The 22,402-nt window shown below is 55.2% G+C and carries 20 protein-coding genes and 2 pseudogenes; 19 read left to right on the top strand and 3 right to left on the bottom strand.

Features of this window, described 5'->3' with window-relative positions:
• Positions 1-9: 9 nt before the first annotated feature.
• From AC2FHX_RS09460 to ureG, 6 genes are read left to right on the top strand one after another with little or no spacing between them, the layout of a single operon-like run.
• On the top strand, positions 10-180 hold the full coding sequence (locus AC2FHX_RS09460; protein WP_282022498.1) for a hypothetical protein: 171 nt from the start codon (positions 10-12) through the stop codon (positions 178-180).
• Positions 177-482 (top strand): urease subunit beta, encoded by a 306-nt coding sequence (locus AC2FHX_RS09455; RefSeq protein WP_142639060.1) that lies wholly within the window; start codon positions 177-179, stop codon positions 480-482. Before AC2FHX_RS09460 ends, AC2FHX_RS09455 begins: the two co-directional genes overlap by 4 nt.
• Positions 482-2,194, top strand: coding sequence for an urease subunit alpha (gene ureC, locus AC2FHX_RS09450; RefSeq protein ID WP_142639059.1), 1,713 nt, complete (start codon positions 482-484; stop codon positions 2,192-2,194). The genes AC2FHX_RS09455 and ureC overlap by 1 nt, the downstream gene beginning before the upstream one ends.
• Positions 2,195-2,200: 6 nt before the next feature.
• Positions 2,201-2,680 carry an urease accessory protein UreE gene (locus AC2FHX_RS09445; RefSeq protein ID WP_282022499.1) on the top strand — a complete coding sequence of 160 codons (480 nt, stop codon included), beginning with the start codon at positions 2,201-2,203 and terminating at the stop codon, positions 2,678-2,680.
• Complete coding sequence (locus AC2FHX_RS09440) at positions 2,664-3,308, top strand: urease accessory protein UreF (protein WP_496679840.1); 645 nt, start codon at positions 2,664-2,666, stop codon at positions 3,306-3,308. Before AC2FHX_RS09445 ends, AC2FHX_RS09440 begins: the two co-directional genes overlap by 17 nt.
• Positions 3,305-3,916, top strand: a complete 612-nt coding sequence (ureG, locus tag AC2FHX_RS09435; RefSeq protein WP_142639053.1) for an urease accessory protein UreG — start codon at positions 3,305-3,307, stop codon at positions 3,914-3,916. Before AC2FHX_RS09440 ends, ureG begins: the two co-directional genes overlap by 4 nt.
• 106 nt (positions 3,917-4,022) lie before the next feature.
• On the opposite strand, the gene AC2FHX_RS09430 is transcribed toward ureG, so the two are convergent.
• The 3 genes and pseudogenes from AC2FHX_RS09430 to AC2FHX_RS09420 all read right to left on the bottom strand — a co-directional run bounded on the left by AC2FHX_RS09430 (position 4,023) and on the right by AC2FHX_RS09420 (position 6,930).
• Complete coding sequence (locus AC2FHX_RS09430) at positions 4,023-4,388, bottom strand: GNAT family N-acetyltransferase (RefSeq protein ID WP_496701461.1); 366 nt, start codon at positions 4,386-4,388, stop codon at positions 4,023-4,025.
• A 505-nt stretch (positions 4,389-4,893) separates the two neighbouring features.
• A pseudogene (locus AC2FHX_RS09425) lies at positions 4,894-5,783 on the bottom strand (IS3 family transposase); the annotation flags it as partial.
• A 466-nt stretch (positions 5,784-6,249) separates the two neighbouring features.
• The gene (locus AC2FHX_RS09420) at positions 6,250-6,930 is read right to left on the bottom strand and encodes a GntR family transcriptional regulator (RefSeq protein ID WP_271952726.1); all 681 of its coding nucleotides are present in this window, start codon (positions 6,928-6,930) and stop codon (positions 6,250-6,252) included.
• 340 nt (positions 6,931-7,270) lie between these two features.
• On the opposite strand from AC2FHX_RS09420, the gene AC2FHX_RS09415 reads away from it, so the two are divergent.
• The 13 genes and pseudogenes from AC2FHX_RS09415 to AC2FHX_RS09355 all read left to right on the top strand — a co-directional run bounded on the left by AC2FHX_RS09415 (position 7,271) and on the right by AC2FHX_RS09355 (position 22,093).
• Complete coding sequence (locus AC2FHX_RS09415) at positions 7,271-8,254, top strand: TRAP transporter substrate-binding protein (RefSeq protein ID WP_496701379.1); 984 nt, start codon at positions 7,271-7,273, stop codon at positions 8,252-8,254.
• 93 nt (positions 8,255-8,347) lie between these two features.
• Complete coding sequence (locus AC2FHX_RS09410) at positions 8,348-8,842, top strand: TRAP transporter small permease (protein WP_496701377.1); 495 nt, start codon at positions 8,348-8,350, stop codon at positions 8,840-8,842.
• A complete protein-coding gene (locus AC2FHX_RS09405) occupies positions 8,839-10,149 on the top strand; it encodes a TRAP transporter large permease (RefSeq protein ID WP_271952730.1) in 1,311 nt (436 codons plus the stop codon). Before AC2FHX_RS09410 ends, AC2FHX_RS09405 begins: the two co-directional genes overlap by 4 nt.
• A 96-nt stretch (positions 10,150-10,245) precedes the next feature.
• The gene (locus AC2FHX_RS09400) at positions 10,246-10,989 is read left to right on the top strand and encodes an SDR family NAD(P)-dependent oxidoreductase (RefSeq protein ID WP_271952733.1); all 744 of its coding nucleotides are present in this window, start codon (positions 10,246-10,248) and stop codon (positions 10,987-10,989) included.
• A gap of 18 nt (positions 10,990-11,007) precedes the next feature.
• Positions 11,008-11,319 (top strand): cupin domain-containing protein, encoded by a 312-nt coding sequence (locus AC2FHX_RS09395; protein ID WP_271952736.1) that lies wholly within the window; start codon positions 11,008-11,010, stop codon positions 11,317-11,319.
• Between the two features lie 5 nt (positions 11,320-11,324).
• Positions 11,325-12,245 (top strand): sugar kinase, encoded by a 921-nt coding sequence (locus AC2FHX_RS09390; RefSeq protein WP_271952738.1) that lies wholly within the window; start codon positions 11,325-11,327, stop codon positions 12,243-12,245.
• A gap of 31 nt (positions 12,246-12,276) precedes the next feature.
• Positions 12,277-13,512 (top strand): mannonate dehydratase, encoded by a 1,236-nt coding sequence (gene uxuA / locus AC2FHX_RS09385; RefSeq protein ID WP_496701374.1) that lies wholly within the window; start codon positions 12,277-12,279, stop codon positions 13,510-13,512.
• A gap of 147 nt (positions 13,513-13,659) precedes the next feature.
• Positions 13,660-13,884: pseudogene (locus AC2FHX_RS09380) on the top strand (hypothetical protein); the annotation flags it as partial.
• Positions 13,885-13,969: 85 nt separating this feature from the next.
• Positions 13,970-14,884: a TRAP transporter large permease gene (locus tag AC2FHX_RS09375; protein WP_496701372.1), complete on the top strand. Its 915-nt coding sequence runs from the start codon at positions 13,970-13,972 to the stop codon at positions 14,882-14,884.
• A 389-nt stretch (positions 14,885-15,273) separates the two neighbouring features.
• Positions 15,274-17,301 carry an oxidoreductase gene (locus AC2FHX_RS09370; RefSeq protein WP_496701370.1) on the top strand — a complete coding sequence of 676 codons (2,028 nt, stop codon included), beginning with the start codon at positions 15,274-15,276 and terminating at the stop codon, positions 17,299-17,301.
• 479 nt (positions 17,302-17,780) lie between these two features.
• Positions 17,781-18,806, top strand: coding sequence for an ABC transporter substrate-binding protein (locus AC2FHX_RS09365; RefSeq protein WP_142637631.1), 1,026 nt, complete (start codon positions 17,781-17,783; stop codon positions 18,804-18,806).
• Positions 18,807-21,023, top strand: a complete 2,217-nt coding sequence (locus AC2FHX_RS09360) for an ABC transporter permease (RefSeq protein ID WP_142637633.1) — start codon at positions 18,807-18,809, stop codon at positions 21,021-21,023.
• A complete protein-coding gene (locus AC2FHX_RS09355; RefSeq protein ID WP_282022435.1) occupies positions 21,020-22,093 on the top strand; it encodes an ABC transporter ATP-binding protein in 1,074 nt (357 codons plus the stop codon). The genes AC2FHX_RS09360 and AC2FHX_RS09355 overlap by 4 nt, the downstream gene beginning before the upstream one ends.
• Positions 22,094-22,402: the final 309 nt, after the last annotated feature.

The raw sequence follows: 22,402 nt of genomic DNA, 5'->3' as shown, positions 1-22,402 counted from the left end.
GAGTCTCTCATGCGTTACGCTATTCCCGCCTTGTTTCTGGCCTCGCCCGCCTTGGCCCACCCCGCAAGCCTCCCACATGGGCATTCGGGGGATTGGGCTGTGCCCGTCGCCTTGATGCTGATCGGCGCTGCGGTTGTTTTGGCCAAGCGCAAGGCGGTCCGTGTCCGCAGACGCCAATGATCCCCGGCGAACTCTTTCCGGCGGAGGGTGAGGTCACTCTGAACGCAGGGGCGGAGCCGATCACGCTAATGGTCGCCAATACGGGCGACCGACCAGTGCAGGTCGGCTCACACTACCATTTCGGCGAGGCCAACGCGGCGCTCGATTTCGACCGCGACGCCGCACGCGGCATGCGTCTGGATATCGCAGCCGGGACAGCCGTGCGGTTTGAACCCGGTCAACGGCGCGAGGTGCAACTGATCCAGATTGGCGGCGCACGGCGTGTCTTCGGGTTCAACCAGCTTGTGATGGGAGATCTCTGATGCCCACCCAAATCCCCCGCTCTGACTACGCCGCCATGTTCGGCCCCACCACCGGCGACAAGTTGCGACTGGCCGATACTGACCTGATCATTGAAGTGGAAAAGGACCTGACAGGTCCCTACGGCGAAGAAGTCAAATTCGGTGGCGGCAAGGTGATCCGTGACGGCATGGGTCAGGCTCAGACCACGCGCGCCGAGGGTGCGGTGGATACCGTTATCACCAACGCGCTGATCGTGGACGCAACCGGCATCTACAAAGCGGACGTCGGTTTGAAAGACGGCAAGATCCACAAGATCGGCAAGGCGGGCAACCCAGACACACAACCCGGCGTCGACATCATCGTCGGCCCTGGCACTGAAGCCATCGCTGGCGAAGGCAAGATCCTGACGGCCGGTGGGTTCGACAGCCACATTCATTTCATCTGCCCGCAACAGATCGAGGATGCTCTGTATTCTGGTCTAACCACAATGCTGGGCGGCGGCACTGGCCCGGCCCATGGCACGCTGGCCACGACCTGCACACCGGGACCGTGGCACATTGGGCGGATGCTGCAGGCGGCGGATGCGTTTCCGATGAACCTCGCCTTTGCGGGAAAGGGGAATGCGTCGCTCCCCGCCGCTTTAGAGGAACAGGTCAAGGGCGGTGCCTGCGCGTTGAAGCTGCATGAGGATTGGGGCACGACGCCCGGCGCAATCGACTGTTGCCTATCTGTGGCGGACGACATGGACGTTCAGGTGATGATCCACACCGACACGCTGAACGAATCCGGCTTTGTCGAAAACACCATCGCCGCCATAAGGGGCCGCACCATCCACGCCTTCCACACCGAAGGCGCAGGGGGCGGCCATGCCCCTGACATCATCAAGATCTGTGGCGAGGCCCATGTTCTGCCGTCGTCGACCAACCCGACCCGACCTTTTACGGTCAATACAGTGGACGAACATCTGGACATGCTGATGGTCTGCCATCACCTGGATAAATCCATCCCAGAGGATGTGGCTTTCGCCGAAAGCCGCATCCGGCGCGAGACCATCGCCGCCGAAGACATCCTGCACGACATGGGGGCGTTCTCGATCATCGCTTCAGACAGCCAGGCCATGGGGCGTGTGGGCGAAGTGATCATTCGCACCTGGCAAACCGCTGACAAGATGAAGAAACAGCGGGGCGCCTTGGCCGAGGAGGTCGGCGACAACGACAATTTCCGTGTCCGTCGCTATATCGCGAAATACACGATCAACCCGGCCATTGCACACGGGCTGTCAAAGCACATCGGTTCGATCGAAGAAGGCAAACGTGCCGATCTGGTCCTATGGAACCCGGCGTTTTTCGGTGTGAAGCCTGAGATGATCCTTATGGGCGGCAGCATTGTGTGTGCGCAGATGGGCGATCCAAACGCTTCGATCCCGACACCGCAGCCGGTCTATACCCGCCCGATGTTCGGGGCCTTTGGCCGGTCGCTGGAAGCCAATGCAGTGACCTTTGTTTCCGAGGCGGCACACTCCGAAGGACTGGGAGATGCGCTTGGATTGGCCAAGACAAGTTTGCCGGTGGAGAACACGCGCGGTATCGGCAAAGCGGATCTTGTCCTGAACGACGCCATGCCCGAGGTCGAGGTGCACCCCGAAACCTATGAGGTGCGGGCTGATGGCGAATTGCTGACCTGCCAACCTGCAACCGAGCTGCCCATGGCGCAGCGGTATTTTCTGTATTGAGGCCTCATGACCGATATTCCCATTGCACAAACGCTCCATCCCGCATGCACATCAGACAATGCGATAGCGGACTGCGCGTTGACCTACGACGCCCGATTTTTCCGGCGAAAGAAACTGACAACGACCGAAGGCTGGTCCTTTGTCGCGGACTTCGAACAGACCGTATCCCTGAACGATGGCGACGTGCTGGAACTGGGCGATGGACGTCTGGTCAAAGTGACGGCGGCACCCGAAAACCTATTGGCCGTTTCCGGGCAAGACCTGCCCCGCCTCGCCTGGCACATCGGCAACCGCCACACACCTTGTCAGATCGAGGCGACCCGCCTTTTGATCCAGGATGATCCCGTCATCGCTCATATGCTGAGCCACCTCGGTGCCACAGTGACCCAAGTCACCGAACCCTTCACTCCGGAAGGCGGCGCCTATGGTCACGGGCGCACCCATGCGCACGATCACGGACACTCGGCCCATGCCCACGCCCATTGATGCGCACTTACTGACGCTGACCCAATGGCTGTCGCCCGCGTTTCCAGTGGGGGCCTTCGCCTATTCGCACGGACTTGAAACAGCGATCAACGAGGGTTGGATTGCCGACGCGACCAGTTTGGAAGACTGGCTGAGAGATTGCCTGAGTGATGGCTCAGGTCGCGCTGATGCGATCTGGATGCGGCTGGCTTATGCTGCCGACGACCCATTGGAGATGGATGCGAAAGCACGATCCTTTGCCACCGCTCAAGAGCGTCTGCGCGAAGCTGAAAGGCAGGGCGCTGCCTTTGTTGCGACGGTTAATGCTGTCTGGGGTTTGGCGCTGCCTGACATGCTGTTGCCCGTTGCCGTCGGTCGCGCCGCTAGATTGGCAGAGCTGGATATCGATACGACTGCCGTTCTCTATCTGCAGGCCTTTGTCGCAAACCTGACCTCCTCGGCCATCCGCCTGAGCCCCATCGGGCAGACGGCCGGTCAACGGGTGATCCTGAACTTGCAGCCCTTTTGCCTTCAGGTCGCCGAAGACACGAGAAATGCGGACACCACGGACGTTTTTGGCAACGCCTTTTTCTCAGACATCTCCGCGATGGCCCACGAAACTCTTGAACCGAGGCTCTTCCAATCATGACACAACTCAACGGCCCCTTGCGCATCGGTATCGGCGGCCCGGTCGGTGCAGGAAAGACGACCCTGACCGCGAGGCTTGCCGAACTTTTGAAAGACGATCACTCGATCGGCGTCATCACCAACGACATCTACACACAAGAAGACGCCGAAGCTCTGATGCGCATGCAAATCCTGCCTTCGGATCGCGTGATTGGAGTGGAAACCGGCGGCTGTCCTCATACGGCGATTCGCGAAGACGCGTCGATCAACCTGGCTGCCGTGGCCGAGATGCGGCTGCGTCACCCCGACGTAGAGGTCGTCCTGATCGAATCCGGTGGCGACAACCTATCGGCCACCTTCAGCCCGGAGTTGGCGGACCTGACAATCTATGTGATCGACGTGGCCGCAGGCGAGGAAATCCCACGCAAGGGTGGCCCCGCAATCACCAGGTCAGACATCCTAGTCATCAATAAAACCGACCTTGCCCCTCATGTGGGGGCATCTTTGGACGTCATGCGCCGAGACGCCGCGAGAATGCGGGGCGATCTGCCGGTGGTATTTGCCTGCCTGAAAGCCGGCCACGGTTCGGACGAGGTCGTGTCGCACCTTAGATCTCTTTCGGGCATTTGATGAGAGCCTAGCCGGCAAGAACGGTGCTTGGTCCACTTTGCGGGACTTTGAGAGTTTTCGAGTATGTGCTAACGCAACGTTTCGGGACGTTTGCTTCTCCCTCCACTCAAATGAACAAGCGAAATCCCCTGACTTCACCAACGACTTCTGCGGCTTGGGAGGAGGGCGATGACCAGTTTGGATGCAAAACGGCTTTAGCAACGCCCTGATCGATGCACAGCCGAGCATTGTGCTTTGCTGCAAGATGCCTCATGCGGCGGTTCTCTCGCAGGCACATCAATTCAATTGAACTGATGCCCCACTTCCGCGCGATTGCGATAATACGCTCGAACAGCGCATCACCAATTCCGATGTTTTGCCAATCAGGTTCGACAGAAAAGGCGGCTTCCGTCTTTGTAGATCCGGTCTGGTCGTCACCGCGGAGTTCGGCGACGCCCCTCCGACGCCCTTTTGCAAACGCGCCACAGAGAATGCTGTCATAATGAGGAATGCTCTGAACTTAGGTCGTCAGACTCTCGTCGCTGACAGTCCCACAGAACCGCGCGCGCCGAGACTCGGCGTCGAGCCGTCGAAAGTGATCGCAGATCTCGTTTTGGTCGGCTGGATAGAGTCGGCGAATGGCAAAGTTTTGATGATGTCTGAGATGGACAATCGCCTTGTCGCTCCGATTGCAGACGTGGATTGGGCCAGCATCTTCGGGAGGAGGTGAAGATGCTGGCCCTAAAGCATTGGCGGTCCCTGTTGATGTTTTTCGTCGCCACTGCTTTTGCTGCTTACTCTGGGAAGAGCGAGGTCCAGCAATTCCTTTTCAAATTTGCACGCAAACCCGGGATCAGGACCCGTCGCGTTGGTCCGGGTCTTTCCCGCCGGTTTCCTGTGCCATCAGCTTTTCCGCATATTGAGTGTCCGTCGTCAGAGTTTTTGGAACCAAGAGCGGCGTAAACTAAGTGAGTGTTCGGCTCATCTGATTTGTGTGATTATGCTGCGCGCTGACTGTGATGCAAACGTCGCGCTTCGAACGTCTTCCGCTTGATCCTTTCTCGTTACTCCAGAATGGCTTGGTCACGCCCGAAGTAGACATCGGCGGGTGTGACGTTGTTTAGGCTCTCGTGATATCGCTGATGGTTGTAGTGATCGACGAAGGCTTCGATCTGGGCCGCGAGATCACCTGGCAGGAAGTAGTTTTCCAATAAGATGCGGTTCTTCAAAGTTTGATGCCATCGTTCGATTTTACCTTGGGTCTGCGGATGACACGGCGCACCACGACTGTGTTTCATGCCTTTGTCCTTCAACCATTCAGCCAAATCGCCAGAGACATAACTTGAGCCGTTGTCACTGAGCAGTCTTGGTTTGTGGACGATATGGGCCTGATCACATCCGGAGGCCTGCAAGGCTAAATCGAGGGTTCTGTCACATCCTCAGCCCGCATGTTCGTGCAGAGCTTCCATGAGATGATGTAGCGGCTGTAATCGTCCAGAATTGTGCTGAGATAAAACCAGCCCCGACCCAGAACCTTGAGATAGGTAAAGTTGGTCTGCCAAAGCTGGTTGATGGCTGTTGTCTTATGCTCAAACGCATTCGCGGCTTTCAGCACGATGATGGCAGGGCTGGTGATCAGGTCATGCGCCTTGAGCGTGCGATACACTGTAGATTCCGACACAAAATAGCGCTCTTGATCGGTGAACGTGGCGGCCAGCTCGCGCGACGACAGCTCCGTCTCTTTCAGAGCGAGATCCACAACCTTGCGCTTCACTTCGGTGGGCACCCGGTTCCAGACATGATTTGGCTTTGGTGATTGATCATGCAAACCAGCCTCACCGCGCTGCAGATACCGATCATACCAGCGGTAGAATGTGGTGCGGGGGATAAGCCACCGCTATCTCCATTTGCAACACATAGCTTTCGGCACAAGGGGCGGAAATCGGACTTTCGCTGCGGTGGCGAACAAGGCCAACACTCTAGCGATAGCGGTCATTCATTGTAAGTATTAGGCTGATTGCGCTGGGTTAGCAGCCCGATAGAACTTGCGTCAGGCTCAACAGCACATTCCAAAGATGTTTGGTCGCACCAATACGGCAGTCGACGCTGCGATCCCCACAACAAGATCAAACATTTGAGAGCTCCTTGCTGCTTTCTTTTGCCAAGCGTTAAGCTGGCGTTGCAGATACCCTAGTCCGCAACATTTGCGTGGTTGACAGGATCAGTTTCTGTGAAAGGCGGGAAAAACCGCTGACCCGCAATTTGTTCATGCGGTTTTTTTAAACTACTCGATATTAATATGTATGAATTTAGACTAGGGCAATGAGGCGAAAAGCCATCCGATATCTAGCCACCTATTCATCAAAGTATGCGTTATGCGTTGTGTAGATCGCCTGAATGGTTGGCGTCAAACGGTCAAGATGCGTACGAAGGACTTGATCCGCCGCCCACGCATCCCCGCTGAACAGGGCCTTTAAAAGAGATTGATGATCCAGATACAAATCATCCATTGCTTCTTTGCTGGTTAACGCCAGCATGCAAAGGCGGTCAACCTGTGCTTTGTTTTCGGCGATGATTTCAAACGCAAACGCCTGTTTGGCCGAGGCGCAAAGCAGTTTGTGAAACTGGTAGTCCAGATCATGGAACAAATTGACATCTTCTGCTGAGATTGCATCCGCCTGTTCACGAAGGTTAGCTTTTAATGCCGCGTCTACCGACTTGTCGCGATCTGACACGGCAGTGCGGATGACCTCCAATTCGACTGCGGCACGCACAAAGCGGGCATTCGCGATGAGCTGGCGTGAGAACGGTCGAACAACTGTCGCGCGTTGTGGCCGCACCAAAAGGAGATTGAGGTTGGAAAGTCGCGTGAAAGCCTCGCGCACAGGCTGGCGTGAAAACCCGAATGATTTCGCAACATCCGTTTCGGATATCTTTGTCCCTGGAAGCAGCTCCAGGCGGGTGATTTGTCCAAACAGTTCGTCAAAGACAACATCGCTACTCGTCGTGCGTTCAAGGGTTCCCAAAGCTGCCATTTTTTGTATTCCACCTCTGTTTGGCGACATTGTGGCAGATCAGAGAGAGAATTAATAGAGCAAATTAGGATACTAGGTTACATTATATTCATTGTTCTAAAAGGAAAATATCACATATCTAAAGAGCATCTAGAAAATTTATGTTGACTAGTATCCCAGTTATCGTGTTGGGTGTGCCCATCAACGAGGGCGGAGCAAGTGTGCTAGCTGGGAGGAAATCAGATCATCCAAATTGGGGTGAAGGCTGATCTGGCGTGAACACTTGTAAGGTTTCGAACACGATCGCCGGTCAAAGACGACTGGAAGAAAACAAGACCTGAACCTGATCTGGGAGGATAGAATGTTCAATTTTTCACTAAAGACGTTGGCTGTGACGGCTGTTTTGTTGGGCGGGGTTTCGACCGCGCAAGCTGATGTCACACTGCGCGGGGCAAGCATGTTTGATGAAGAACATGCATTCACTAAGACCTTGCGCGAGTTTGAACGACTGGTCGCAGAGAAATATGATGGCGAGGTCGAATTTGATCTGCGCCTGAATGGTGAGCTTGGGGTTGAATCCGATTACGTCACCTACCTCAACCAAGGTGTCGCCGTAGATTATACGATCCTTGCCCCGTCCAACATGGCGGTGTTTTCAGAGTCCATTCCTTTGATGGATATGCCTTTCCTGTTCCGTGATCTTGAACACTGGGATGCGGTGCTTTCATCGGATGCGCTGAAACCTCTTGAGGATGATCTGCGCGAAGCCGCTGGCATTGTGATTGTTGGGTATCATGGCGGCGGTGTGCGGAACCTGGCCTCAGCCGAGCCCATCACAAACATGGATGAACTTGCCGGACACCGCATGCGCGTCATGGGGGCCCCAATTCAGGCGCAGACTTTCTCAGCTGTTGGCGCGGCACCATCTGCCATTGCCTACAACGAAGTCTATAACGCAATCCAAACAGGCGTTATTGCCGGGTTCGAAAACGAAGCAGCCTCGATCCAGAACCTGAAGTTCTACGAAGTCGCGCCGCATGTCTCATTGACCCAGCACACGATCACTGTGCGCCCAATTGTGATGTCAGCAAAAATCTTCGATGAACTGCCTGCTGAGTTGCAAGCCGCTATCATGGATGCCGGCACCGAGGCCGGTGCTTTTGGCCGCGCGTTGGAGAGCGGTCAGGACGGCGAAAAACTTCAGGCAATGATCGACGCAGGTCAGATCGAAGTGCATGAGTTTGAGGGTCGCGAGAAAATGCTGGAACTGGTTCAGCCAGTGCAGGACGCCTATGCCGAAGAGCTGGGCGCGACAGAACTGCTCAACAACGTTCGCGGAATGTGATCTCCCAGCTGACGGGCGAGTAAGTAATCAAACTCGCCCGTTGGCATAAATCCCGATGCGCTTGGCGCGTCACATTGCGATGTAGGGTGGAACATGCTTGGAAAATATCTGGATAGGTTCTGCACTGGGCTTCGTATATTGCTTGGCGTGATGATGGGGGCATTGGCGATACCGGTCGCGATGCAAGTTGTCTCTCGCTACACCGGTTTGATCCCAACTTATCTTTGGACCGAAGAACTGGCGACGTTCCTGTTCGTCTGGATTGTGATGATCGGGTCTATTGTCGCTGTTTGGGACGGCACGCATTTTGACGTGCGGATCACCCGGGATGCGACTGGCTCACTCCCGCGGCTCCTCCAAGACGGTGTTGTGCATGTTGCTATCATGATTTTTGGGGGCTTCTTCCTATTTTACGGCATCGAGTACACCGAATTTGGGGGCAACCAACGATCTGTAATGATGCGTGCAAACCTCGCGATCACGCACGTATCGGTCCCGATTGCTGGAGGGTTTTGGTTTCTCCTGTCAGGCTACCGGTTGTCCGAAACCATCGCGAAATATCTAAACCGAGAGAGCAGCCAGACATGATCCTCGATACTGCAACTGCCGCCACGATGCTTATTGCTGGCTTTCTGGTGCTGATTTTCATCCGCATCCCAGTGGCATTCGCATTGGGTTTGGCGACCCTCCCGGTTGTGTTGCTTGAGCTGCGGCTGACACCGTTCATCGTGCTGGATCGGATGTTCCAATCCTATAACTCCTTCATCTTATTGGCCGTTCCATTCTTTCTACTGGCGGCCAACCTGATGAATTCCGGCAAGGTTACTGACCGGCTGATCGAACTGGCGCGGGTTCTGACCGGATGGATGCCCGGCGGATTGGGTCATGTGAATGTCGCGGTTTCGATGCTGTTTGCAGGTATCTCAGGGTCTTCTACAGCGGATGCGGCGGGTATCGGAAAAATCCTGATCCCGGCCATGCAGAAAGAAGGGTACGATACACGATTTGCCGTTGCTATCACGGCCTGCTCTTCGGTGATGGGGGTCATCATTCCGCCGTCGATTCTGATGATCGTCTGGGGTGGCGTAATGCAGGTCTCAGTCGGGGCGTTGTTTCTAGGCGGTGCGATTCCGGGCTTGATGATTGGCCTCGCCTTGATGGCGACAGTCTATGGTTTCGCAAAAGCCCGCAATTACCCGGTGACGGCGACGCCGAACTGGGGTGAATTCTGGGCTGCTTGGAAAGGCGCCGCACTGGCCCTTTTGACACCGGTCTTTGTGATTGGCGGTATTGTAGGTGGTCTTGTCACACCAACTGAAAGTGCAATCATTGCGGCGGGTTATGCGCTGATCTTGGGCATGTTTGTCTATCGGACGGTCACTGTCAGAGATTTGGGTACGATCCTCTATGACACCGCACGATTTGCAGCCATCTCTCTGTTTGCGATCGGCACCGCCTCGGCATTCGGATGGCTACTGTCGTTCTACGATGCGCCGCGCCTGATTGTCAGCGTTCTGACTGCTTGGGAGTTCGGGGCATTTGGAACGGCTATCTTGATTGCCCTTCTGTTTCTTCTCTTTGGCCTGTTCATCGATGCAATCCCGACAATCATCATTCTTGGCACGGTTCTGATGCCGGTGGCACAGGCGGGTGGCGTCGATCCAATCGCATTTGCCATCATCGGTATCGTTTCGCTTGCCTTCGGGCTGGTGACGCCGCCCTATGGCTTGTGCCTGCTGATCTCAGCGGCAATTGGCGGCCTGAATGTTGTGCAAGTCCTGCGTGAGGTCGTGCTTATCCTTGCCCCAATGCTGGTCATCCTCATTCTGTTGGCGGCATTCCCCGAAATCATTCTGTGGCTCCCAAAGGCAGTTATGCCGGGGGCGTTCCGATAATGGCGTCTCAACTTGCGCTGTGAGCGCTCTGAGAGGGCCGCCAACTGAAACCCGTGACACAAGCGAAGCTGGCGCTTTGTAATAGGAAGGACCGACATGAAACTTGCAGGTAAAACCGCCATTGTAACCGGAGGAGGCCGTGATATTGGCCGCGCGGTTGCGATCAAACTCGCCTCTGAAGGCGCAAATGTTGCGATCAACTATTTTTCCAGCTCAAACGGCGCGGATGAAGCTGTTGCCGCAATCGAAGCCAACGGCGGTAAGGCGATTGCCGTGCAGGGCGACCTGAACAAGAAGGCGGATGTTGACGCGCTTGTGTATCGCACGGTCGAAACCTTTGGCGGCGTCGATATTCTGGTCAATAATGCAGGCGGTCTGATCGCCCGCAAAACCATTGCGGAAATGTCTGTTGAACATTGGGACGCCGTGATGAGCCTGAATCTGACCAGCACATTCCTGATGACGCAGGCTTGCCTGTCCAGGATGACGTCTGGAACTATCGTCAATCTCGCCAGTCAGGCCGGGCGCGATGGTGGTGGACCGGGTGCCGTCGCCTATGCCACAGCCAAGGGCGCGGTCATGACCATGACACGCGGTTTGGCAAAAGAGGTCGGCCCAGACATTCGTGTGAATGCACTTTGTCCTGGCATGATCGATACCGATTTTCACAATGTTCATACACCTGATGCTGGTCGACGCGGCTTTGAAGCCAACGCACCGCTAAAGCGTCAGGGTCATGTCGATGACGCTGCAAATCTCGTTTTATTTCTGGCCTGCGAGGACAGTGCCTTCATCACGGGCGCAAACATTGATCTCAACGGTGGCATGCTGTTTTCCTAACAAGCAAGGAGAGAACCTGTGCCCAATTTCCCGATCGTCTCTACAGGTGAACATGTCACGCGGCAGGTGCTATCTGATCATTCTGACCTCATGGTTGTTGCCTTCCGGTTTTACGCGACCGGGGCGATTGGTGCTCTACACAGCCATCCGCATGTGCAGGCGACCTATGTCGAAAGCGGTCGATTTCGGTTTACATTGGGTGAGCACGAACAAGAGTTTGGCCCCGGTGAAAGTTTTGTCATCCCGCCCGGCCAAACCCATGGCTGCACATGCCTGGAACCTGGGACATTGGTCGACAGTTTCACGCCCCGCCGCGATGATTTTCTGTAACTGATATGCGTGTACTGGCAATCGGCGAATGCATGGCAGAACTTGCCCCATCTGAACGGTTTGGTGAATTCAAGCTTGGTTTTGCGGGCGATACCTTCAATACAGCATGGTATCTTGCACAAATCGCCGCAGATATCGACGTCAACTATCTGACGGCTGTCGGAGATGATGCGATTTCGCAGGATCTGCGGGCGTTCATGAAAGACAGCAGGATATCCGACACGCACGTCCAAGTCATTGCGGGCAAAACGATTGGGCTATATCTCATCCATCTCAGCAATGGTGAGCGCAGTTTTTCATACTGGCGCAGCGACTCTGCCGCCAGGCAACTTGCGGTCGACGAGATTGCACTCGGGCGGGCAGTTAAGGGCGCAGACTTAATCTACTTTTCTGGAATAACCCTCGCTATTCTCGATCCACAATCACGCGAAATGCTGTTCGATGCGTTGCGTCGTGCACGTGCATCCGGAACGACTGTTGCCTTTGATACAAATCTAAGACCACAGCTTTGGTCTACGCCGCAGGAAATGACAGACACAGTTATGAAAGCTGCTGCGCAATCCGATATCGTTCTGCCATCTTATGATGACGAAGCCGTATGGTTCGGGGACGGCGATTCAATTGCGACGCTGGATCGGTATGCAAAGGCTGGTGTCGATCAGATTGTCGTCAAGAACAGCGCGCAGCCTGTGGTTTTTCAAAAAGCAGGTCAACGTGGAGAGGTAGGCGTTGATCCAGCGAGGGGCATTGTCGATACCACTGCGGCAGGGGACAGTTTCAATGCAGGTGTCTTGGTAAGCGTTGTTAGGCAGGATGATTTGGCAACAGGCATACGCAAGGGGTGTCGTCTGGCAGGCCATGTCGTCCGTCACAAAGGCGCACTCGTCCCGGTTAACTTAGATCTTGGTAAGGATGAGACGGGTTAGTGATACGTCTTGATCAAGGAGTAGCAAGATCATGAAACAGACTTGGCGCTGGTTTGGCCCTTCTGATGCGATCTCCATTGGCGAAATCAGGCAAACCGGTGCAACCGGCATCGTCTCAGCCTTGCACCATGTTCCAACAGGAGAGGTTTGGTCAGTCGAGCACATCAAAGAGCGGCAGCAACAGATTGAGCAGCCCGGAGGCGTTCCATCTGGATTGACCTGGGACGTTGTTGAAAGCGTTCCGGTGTCCGAAGCGATCAAATCGCAAACCGGCCCGGTAAGGCAACACCTTGAAATGTACAAGGAAAGCCTACGTAATTTGGCCGAATGTGGCATTCACACAGTCTGCTACAACTTCATGCCAGTGCTGGATTGGACGCGCACAGACCTGAGCCATCCGCTGCCACATGGTGGGCACGCAATGCGGTTTGATCTCTTGGATTTTGTCATGTTCGATTGTTTCATCCTATGCAGGCAACGCGCGGAGCAAGATTATTCAGCGGTGATCATAGAAGCCGCACGGGTCCGGTTTGCAGATCTGGGTGATGGAGATCGCCTGAAACTGTCGAACAATATCGTCGCTGGTTTGCCGGGGGCGAACGACAATTGGTCTCTTGAGGACGTGAAACGAAACCTCGACGCATATGTTGGCATGACGCCCGAAACCCTCCGCTCCAACCTGGTTGATTTCCTTTCCGAGGTTGTTCCAACGGCCGAAGGCCTCGGCGTCCGGCTCTGTTGCCATCCGGATGACCCACCTTTTCCACTGCTTGGGCTTCCACGGGTCATGTCGTCGCAAAGTGATTACGCGACCGTGTTGGATGCCGTTGACAGCCCGGCAAACGGAGCAACGCTATGCACCGGGTCATTGGGTGTTGCCGAAGACTTCGACCCAGTATCCTTCATTGCTCAGCACGGCCATCGGATCCACTTTGTACATCTTCGCAATACCGTGCGGGACGGTTCAAGCGACCGCAATCGCCATAGTTTTTCCGAGTCCGAACATTTGGCCGGAGACACAGATATGGTTGCAACAATTCGCGCCTTGATGGTCGAAGAAACGCGGCGCCGCAATCAGGGGCGATCAGATTATGAGATTCCCATGCGCCCGGACCATGGCCACGCTTTGCTGAACGATCTCACTCGTCCTTTCCAGCCCGGCTACCCGCTCATAGGCAGAATGCGTGGCCTCGCCGAACTGCGCGGTGTTATGCACGGTTGTACTTTGATTTCACTTGGGTCCGATGCCGATATTCGCGGCATTTAAGCGAGCGTCTGCTCCTCCGGATTGATCAGACCTTTTGCCGGGCTTGATGATACCAGTATGTGATCAGAAGACGACAGCAACCTATCTGCAGAAGCCCGCTGTGTGCGCAGTGCGTAAATTCAGTCCCTGATCCTTGCTGCACTCTGCATGAATGGCGGCTTTTCCCGCTGCCCGACAGCACCATACTTTACGCTACCGCAGCATTTCCCACGCCGCGAGCGCACGCAGCATGAAAACCGGACTCACAAAATGGGTTCATCGCTGACGTTCTCTGCATACACGATCAATGGCTGCTATTGGGCAATTATGGACCTTTACGATGCAGCAAATGCAATGGTCGGCCATTTGCGTGGTGGACTTGGGGTCGCCACGATCCTCTCCTGCACCATATTCGCAGCCATTTCCGGTTCGTCTGTAGCCACAGCACTTAACTATTGGCTCGACCGCTATCCCGTAGATGAAGCGCTTCAACTACAGCCCCAGCTATTCCTACGGTGTGATTGCAGCGGGCGGTACGCTCGGGATTCTAATTCCTCCCTCTGGGCCTCTTATTCTCTATGCCATTGTAACCGAGGCCTCGATCGGAGCTCTTTTCCCAGCCGGGTTGGTGCCGGGTATCATGATGGCTGTCATATTCGCGGTTTGGGCGATGGTCAGCGCTGGGTTTGGGGGCACAGTTGTCTCTCAACCATTTGCAGGTATGGGCGTTATTTGGTCACGTATGAGACAGTCGATCTGGGCTTTGTTGATGCCACCGGTGGTTTTGGGTGGAATCTACCTCGGAGTATTTACGGCCACTGAAGCAGCTTCTATTGGCTGCCTTTACGCGCTGTTCATCAGCGTAGTTGTTTACCGCAATTTCGGTCTGAACGACCTTTGGGTGACTGCGTTTGAGACTGTACGCACAACGGCGATGCTGTTCATGATCCTGGCTGCTGCGGCGCTGTTTGGTCACGCCGTAACCATTATTCGCCTGCCCATAGAGATCGTCGAACAAGTGACGGCAATGGGCCTCAGCCCCGCCATGTTTGTCGTAGCTGTTATGCTGCTCATTCTGGTGCTGGGTATGTTTTTGGAGACCATCTCGATCATCCTGATCACGACGCCAATTGTTTTTCCTGTCATGCTGGCGTTGGGGATCGATCCAATTTGCTACGGCATCCTTCTAATGATCAACCTCGAACTTGCGCTGATCACACCTCCCGTGGGGATGAATCTCTTCGTCATCAAGGGCATTGCCAAAGCCCCTTTGTACGAGGTCATTCGCGGCGCCTTGCCATATGCAGCGCTAATGCTGCTGGGCCTGATCCTCGTCTTTGCATTCCCATCTTTATCCACGTGGCTTCCCGAGGCGGCGGGGTTCGGCGGCTAAGCAACGCGTTCATGAAACTCCTTGAGTATTACCCTTTTCATCCTTAACGCCATGTCTCAATAGGATTGGACCCCATGGCTAGGGCTCATTTGAGACTCTAACCGTATACTTTCTGGGTCAGAAATGCCCAACGTTTAGGTTAGAATTGAATGACGTGATCCTCCGACTCATTGAGGTTTTGGCTGTCAATTGAGTCAAAGGTCAGTGACGTTCCACCTTTCTTGGTCTGGTCGTCATTTTGTGGATCAGTGTCGGAAACAGTGAACTCTCTCCCCGTATTTCCCAAGTAGCATAGCTTTGACAGCGAACGTTGTCAGTCACAGAAGCTGTCAAACGGGCCCGACCCGGAGCTGTTTTTAGACCGGTGTCATTACCGAAGGGAGTTGATCATGGCGAAACTACTTGATCCGTTTCAGCTCAAGCACCTGACGCTGCGCAACCGTATCGTCAGCACCTCTCACGCGCCCAATTACGTCGAAGATGGTCATCCGCGAGACCGTTACAGGCTGTATCACGAAGAAAAGGCCAAGGGTGGCGTCGCCCTGACAATGATCGGAGGATCGACAAATATCGCTGCCGACAGCCCCTCGGTATTCGGCCAGCTTTATGCCGGCGACGACAGTATCGTTCCCTGGTTTCGGAAGCTCACGGATGGCGTGCATCTGCATGGGGCCGCTATCATGTGTCAAATCACTCATATGGGACGCCGCACTGCTTGGGATGATGGGCATTGGTTGCCGGTTATTGCCCCGTCCGGCGTTCGCGAACGCGCGCACCGCGCCTTTCCCAAAGCAATGGAACAAGAGGACATTGAACGAGTGATCGGCGATTATGCCGCTGCGGCGCGACGTTGTCAGCGGGGCGGGTTCGATGGGATCGAGCTTCTGTCCCACTCGCATTTGCTGGGCCAGTTTCTGTCTCCACTCACCAACCAACGCGACGATGCCTTTGGTGGAACGTTGAAGAACCGCATGCGCCTGACCCTGCAGGTATTGGATGCGGTGCGCGCAGAGGTCGGTCCGAAGTTCATACTGTCCATGCGCATCACCGGCGATGAGTTGATTGAGGGCGGGCTGAGCGCCGAGGACTGCATTGCCGCCGCCCGGATGCTCGAAGATAGTGGCCATGTCGACCTGCTCAACATCCTGGTCGGGGCGCCCTACGATGACCTTGGCCTTGCTGAATGGGTGCGCCCTATGGGTCTGCCAGCCGCTCCGCATATTACTGTGGCCGGACGCATCCGCGAAGCCGTCAACCTGCCGATCCTACATGCAGGCGGCATCGCAGACATTGCAACGGCTCGCCACGCGGTTACAGGCGGCCATGTCGATCTGGTCGGCATGACGCGCGCCCAAATGGCTGATCCTTATTTGGTGGCAAAACTGGCGCGTGGGGAAGAGAATCGTATCCGTACCTGTGTCGGCCTCGGGTATTGCGTGGACCGGGTCAATCAGGGCAAGCCCGCCGTGTGCGGACACAATGCCGCCACCGGGCGGGAGCAAACTTTACCCCATGTCATTCCTGCCAGCCGCACCCGAAGGAAGGTGGTTGTCGTCGGCGGTGGACCTGGCGGTCTGGAGGCAGCGCGGGTCAGTGCCTTGCGCGGTCACGATGTGGTTTTGTTCGAGGCGTCAGATCGGCTGGGGGGGCAGCTTGTTTTGGCAGCCAAGGGCGGGACACGCAGGCAGATATGGGGTGTCGCCGATTGGTTGATTTCCGAGGTTAACACCCTTGGTGTTGATCTCCGCATGAATACCTTTGTCGAGGCCAGTGACGTGTTTAGAGAAGCCCCGGATTTAGTCATAGTTGCTACCGGAGGATGGCCCGAGCCAGTATCCATTCCAGGCGGCGATCTGGCGCTCTCCAGTTGGGAGGTTCTGTCCGGAGAAGCGCGTGTCTCGGGCGAAGTTCTATTGTTCGACGAGATTGGAGACCATCCCGCGGCAGTCACGGCCGACATGTTGGCAGGCGCTGGCCACAGCGTCGAACTTGTGACCCCCGACCGGGCGATTCTGCATGACCTTGGCCCAACGACCTCTGCCGTTGCTTTGCGCGATCTGGCAGCCAACGGGGTGACCTTTACCTGCCTCCACGAACTTCGTGCTCTAAGCCAAGAGGGAAACCGGGTGTGCGCCAGCCTGCGTCATACCTTGACCGGTGATATCACCAAACGTCTTGTAGACCACGTGGTCGTCGAGCAAGGTCTGATTCCGATAGACGAGCTCTATCATGACCTAAAGCCAGGTTCGCGAAACCTTGGACAGGTCGATCACAAGGCGCTGGTCAATGGTGCGTTCCCGTTCAGGGAAGAAGAGCCGGATGGCCAGTTCTATCTGGCCCGAATTGGTGACGCGATCGCAGGCCGCAATATGCACGCCGCGATTCTCGACGCTATGCGTATTTGCTGTTCAGCCTGAGCTGCGCTCCGAGCATTTTTCATCAGTTGCGGCGAAGGCAAAGCTGTACCTCGGCCCGCATCGAAATACCTTCAGGAAAGCAGAAGTTCGCAGCACTCGCACAGAGACCTAGTTTGCAGGCGAAAAGCAGACCTTAAGTTCGAAATACGATGCTTGCTCTACGCTGGAGGAAGCGGCCGCCCCAGCAAAGGGCTACCTAATCAATGCGGCATCGAAATACGCTCCCGATACTCAAACTTGGTGCTGTAAACAGGCTTGGCGGTTCAAAACCCACCGGTGCAAAAAACCAATGCTCGTTGAATTTTCTTGCAGAACCAACAGTACAGTGTTGAGATTGCTTCTGTCATTGGGAGGCTGGTCGGATTTTGATCTGGCCAACGCAATTAGATCAACTAGCGACTTAGAGCGACCGCCCCTAACGACGAATTGACGAGTATCGCGCTGGGAATTTCGGCACGACACATAGGGGAGGAAAGAAATTGAAAAATCTGACGACAACGCTGGCGGGATCGCTGATAGCATTTGCGGCTTCGCTAACTGCGGCCCAAGCTGAGAAGCTGACGTTTTACTGCTCGGCACAGGAAGATTGGTGTCAACTCATGGCGCGCAGTTTCGAGGATGCCACCGGCATAGACGTCAATATGACCCGCAAGTCCTCGGGCGAGACGTTTGCACAAATTCGCGCGGAAAGTTCTAACCCTAAAGGCGATGTATGGTGGGGCGGTACCGGTGATCCCCATTTGCAAGCCGCCGAAGAAGGCTTGACGATGGAGTACGTGTCGCCGATGCGTGACCAGCTTCACGACTGGGCGATCTCGCAGGCTGAAAGTGCAGGAAACAAGACCATCGGAATTTATTCAGGCGCACTCGGCTACGGCTATAACTCCGACCTCTTGGCCGCGAACAGCTTGCCCGAGCCCGCATGTTGGAAAGACTTGCTGAAGCCCGAGTATAAAGGGCACGTGCAAATGGCGAACCCGAATTCCTCGGGCACCGCTTATACGACGCTTGCCTCGATGGTTCAGATATTTGGCGAAGACGACGGCTTTGAGTTCATGAAGGGCCTACATTCGAATATCAACCAATACACCAAGTCGGGTTCAGCCCCAATCAAGGCCGCCGGCCGGGGTGAGAACACCATCGGTATCGTCTTCATGCATGATGCGGTCAAGCAGGCCGTATCAGGTTTTCCGGTCAAGGTCGTGGCCCCATGCGAGGGCACAGGCTATGAAATCGGCTCGATGTCGATCATTGATGGCGCTCGAAATGAAGAAGAAGCCAAAAAGTTCTATGACTGGGCCCTCAGCCCCGAGGCCCAGAACCTTGCGCTTGAGGTTAACGCCTTCCAGGTTCCGTCCAACAAAAATTCGGAGACCTCTGAAAGCGCACCTGACATGAGCCAGATCAAGCTTATTGACTATGACTTCAAAAAGTACGGCTCGTCTGACGAACGCAAGCGTCTCTTGCAGAAATGGGACGAAGAGGTCTCAGTACTGCCACAGTAAGTGACTGACACCACACCAAAAACGAACCACCCGGTTCTGATCTTCTGGATTGTTGCCGGGTGGGTAGGTTTCTGCCTACTGCCATGGTTCATGGTGGAGGATGGCATTTGGTCATTCGTATGGCTGGTCGATGGATATCCGTTCGATGAAGATTATGCGCCCGCCGTTTTCCTGATCGGACAGGGCGAAAAGCTGTGGCTTACGCCGCTTTTGGTCCCGCTTACCTTGCCTTTGTTGATACTCGGCAAACCGAAGTCCGATCCACAATACGCACGTATCCTGATTTTGGCTGGTGCCTTGGGTTTTGGCTGGCTGATTGCGCAAGGGTTCTCAATTGGCATTCGCGGATTCAATTTCGACTGGATGAAGGCGCTGTTCGGAGAACCGAAGATCCGCCAGTTCGGCATGGGATACGGCGCGATGATCTGCGCCACAGCGTTCCTGTTCCTTTTAACTCAGGGTATTGCGGCCCGCGGCGCAATAAATGGCGACGTTTTCGTCGTCAGCGCTATTGGTGGCGTAATCACCATTGTTACAATTTTCGTTTTCTTTCCAATTGCGAAGATGTTGTTTGCCGCCTTCGTTACCGAAGATGGTGCCTATTCAGTTTCGGTATTTGCCTCGAAATTCTTTGATGACCGACTTTGGGGATTGGGCTGTTTTGCCGGTGCCAAATGCGGGGCCGCGTGGAACTCTCTGTTTCTTGCAGTTCTTGTGGGCTTCATCACAACCGCGCTTGGCCTTTGTTTCGCGCTTGTCGTCACACGGTCAGGTTTTCGTTTTAAACGCGGGATGCGCGCGTTGACAGTTTTGCCGATTATCACACCGCCCTTCGTGATTGGTCTTGCACTGATCCTGCTGTTTGGGCTTTCCGGTTCGGTCACCAAATTTGTTGCTGAGATCTTTGGTGTGCAGCCTACGCGCTGGCTTTATGGCATGCCCGGGGTGCTGATCGCTCAGACTCTGGCATTTACGCCGATCGCCTTTCTGGTTTTGATCGGGGTGGTCGAAGGGGTGTCACCTTCGATGGAAGAGGCCGCCCAAACCCTTCGAGCCAATCGTTGGCAAACATTCAAAACCGTGTCCCTGCCTCTGATGCGTCCCGGCCTGGCCAATGCCTTCCTGCTTGGGTTCATCGAATCCATGGCCGACTTTGGCAACCCGCTTGTTTTGGGCGGGAATTTCGATGTGCTGTCGACTGAGATTTTCTTCGCCATCGTCGGAGCGCAGTACGATCAGGGCCGTGCTGCTGTTCTGGCCATGGTGCTCTTGTTCTTCACACTTTCCGCCTTCTATGCGCAGCGCGCGTGGCTGGGGAAAAAGAGTTATACCACCGTTTCCGGCAAGGGCGACGCGGGTGTGCACCCCTTGATGCCGCGCGGCCTTGCCATACCGGTTCTGGGCATTGCAATTGCCTGGGCGGTTTTCACTGCCGTGGTTTACGGGATGATCATCTATGGAAGTATCGTCGAACTGTGGGGCGTTGATAACTCGCTGACGTTCAAACACTACGTCACAGCCTTTTCGGTTCGCTTCGAAGAAGAAGGTATTCGCTGGACCGGAGCCGCCTGGGACAGTTTCTGGACCACAATCACCATTGCTGCCATTGCCGCACCGTTGACGGCCGCCGTGGGGTTGGTCACTGCCTATCTGCTGACACGGCAAAGTTTTGCGGGAAAGAATGCGTTTGAGTTTGGCACGATGCTCTCTTTCGCTATTCCCGGCACGGTTATTGGCGTCAGCTATATCCTGGCATTCAACGTGCCCCCGATCGAGATCACTGGCACAGGCGTTATCCTTGTCGTCAGCTTTATCTTCCGCAATATGCCGGTTGGGGTTCGCGCGGGTATTGCGTCTATGTCACAATTAGACAAGTCGCTTGACGAGTCTTCGCTGACGCTCGGTGCAAATTCCTGGCAGACTTTCAGGCGGGTAATTCTTCCTCTTTTACGGCCCGCTATCCTGGCTGCGTTGGTTTACAGTTTTGTCCGGGCAATGACGGCGATATCGGCGGTGATATTCCTTGTTTCCGCCGAGTATGACATGGCCACCAGCTACATTATCGGTCGGGTCGAAAACAACGATTACGGTCTTGCAATCGCATATTCCACAACGCTGATCTTCGTGATGTTGGCGGCAGTCGGGATGTTACAAATCCTCGTGGGCCGTGTTCAGATCGGGCGACGTACACAACTCGGGACAGAGAAAACGACATGACCGAAACGACTATAGCAAGTAAGGCCGCGCCTGTTCGTTTCGACGGTGTTTCGAAAGTGTTCGGCAAGGATGTGGTGGCTGTCGACAGCATCGATCTACACGTCCAGGCCGGCAAGTTGGTGACGCTTTTGGGCCCTTCTGGTTGCGGCAAAACGACGACGTTGCGCATGATCGCAGGTCTGGAAATGGCGACCTCGGGCCGAATTCTGATCGGCGACCGAGACGTGACCAAATTACCCGCTACCGACCGTGACGTGTCGATGGTATTCCAATCCTACGCGCTTTTTCCGCATATGAGCGTGCTAGAGAACGTCATGTATGGGTTGACCTTTTCCGGCTTTGACAAGCGCGAGTCCCGATCGCGCGCGCTGCATGGGTTAGACTTGGTTGGCCTGAAGGGCTTCGACAACCGTTTGCCAAGTGAACTCTCCGGGGGGCAGCAACAGCGCGTTGCCGTCGCTCGTGCATTGGTTTTGGAACCGCAGGTTTTGCTCTTTGACGAACCTCTCTCAAACCTCGATGCAAAACTGCGCCGCCAGGTGCGCGAAGATATCCGCGCCATTCAGCAAGATCTCGGTTTGACCGTCGTCTATGTGACTCACGATCAGGAAGAAGCCCTTGCCGTTTCAGATGAGATTGTCGTCATGCGCAACGCTGCCATCGCACAGATCGGCACGCCGCGTAAACTATATGATGCGCCGGTTGACCGGTTCGTGGCCGATTTCATTGGTGAGGCTAACCTGATCAGTTGCACTATTCTTTCCGTTAAAGGCGATTTAGCCACGATCGAAATCGAGGGCTATCAACACACGCTCCCCTCTCGTGGCCTAACGCCTGGTCCCGCAACGCTGGCCGTGCGCCCGTCACGGATATTGATTGGATCTGATATCGGCATCCCGGCCAAAGTTGCCAAGGCGACCTATGTTGGCGTGCGGATGGAGTACACTCTGGCCGGTGCCTTCGGGCAGGTATTTGCTGTGCAGGACGACGTGGACGAGCCACTGGAAATCGGCTCGGAAGTCAAAATGTCTTTTGCCGAACGTGGCCCCGTTCTGTTGCCGGAAGGGTGACGTGGGTAAACTTTTAGCCGTCTCTCAACCGGAGGTCGTCCTTGAGCCAGAGACACCGGTCACCGAATGGGGTTTGAGTGAAATTGGCCGCGCCCGAGCCGACACATTTTCACAAAGTAAGGCCATGTCTAGCGCGACAGATATCTGGTCCAGTACCGAGCGAAAAGCGTCCGAAACAGACGCTATCCTTGCAAAGCCTTTGGGGCTGGTCGCGAATTCCGAGCCTGGATTGAGTGAGAACGACCGAAGCACTACCGGATCCCTTCTTCCCTCGATATTCGAGGTCCGCCGCTGACACTTTCTTCAAGG

Source organism: Ruegeria sp. CDSC042 (assembly GCF_059610745.1).
This window is presented reverse-complemented; position numbering and strand designations above follow the sequence as displayed.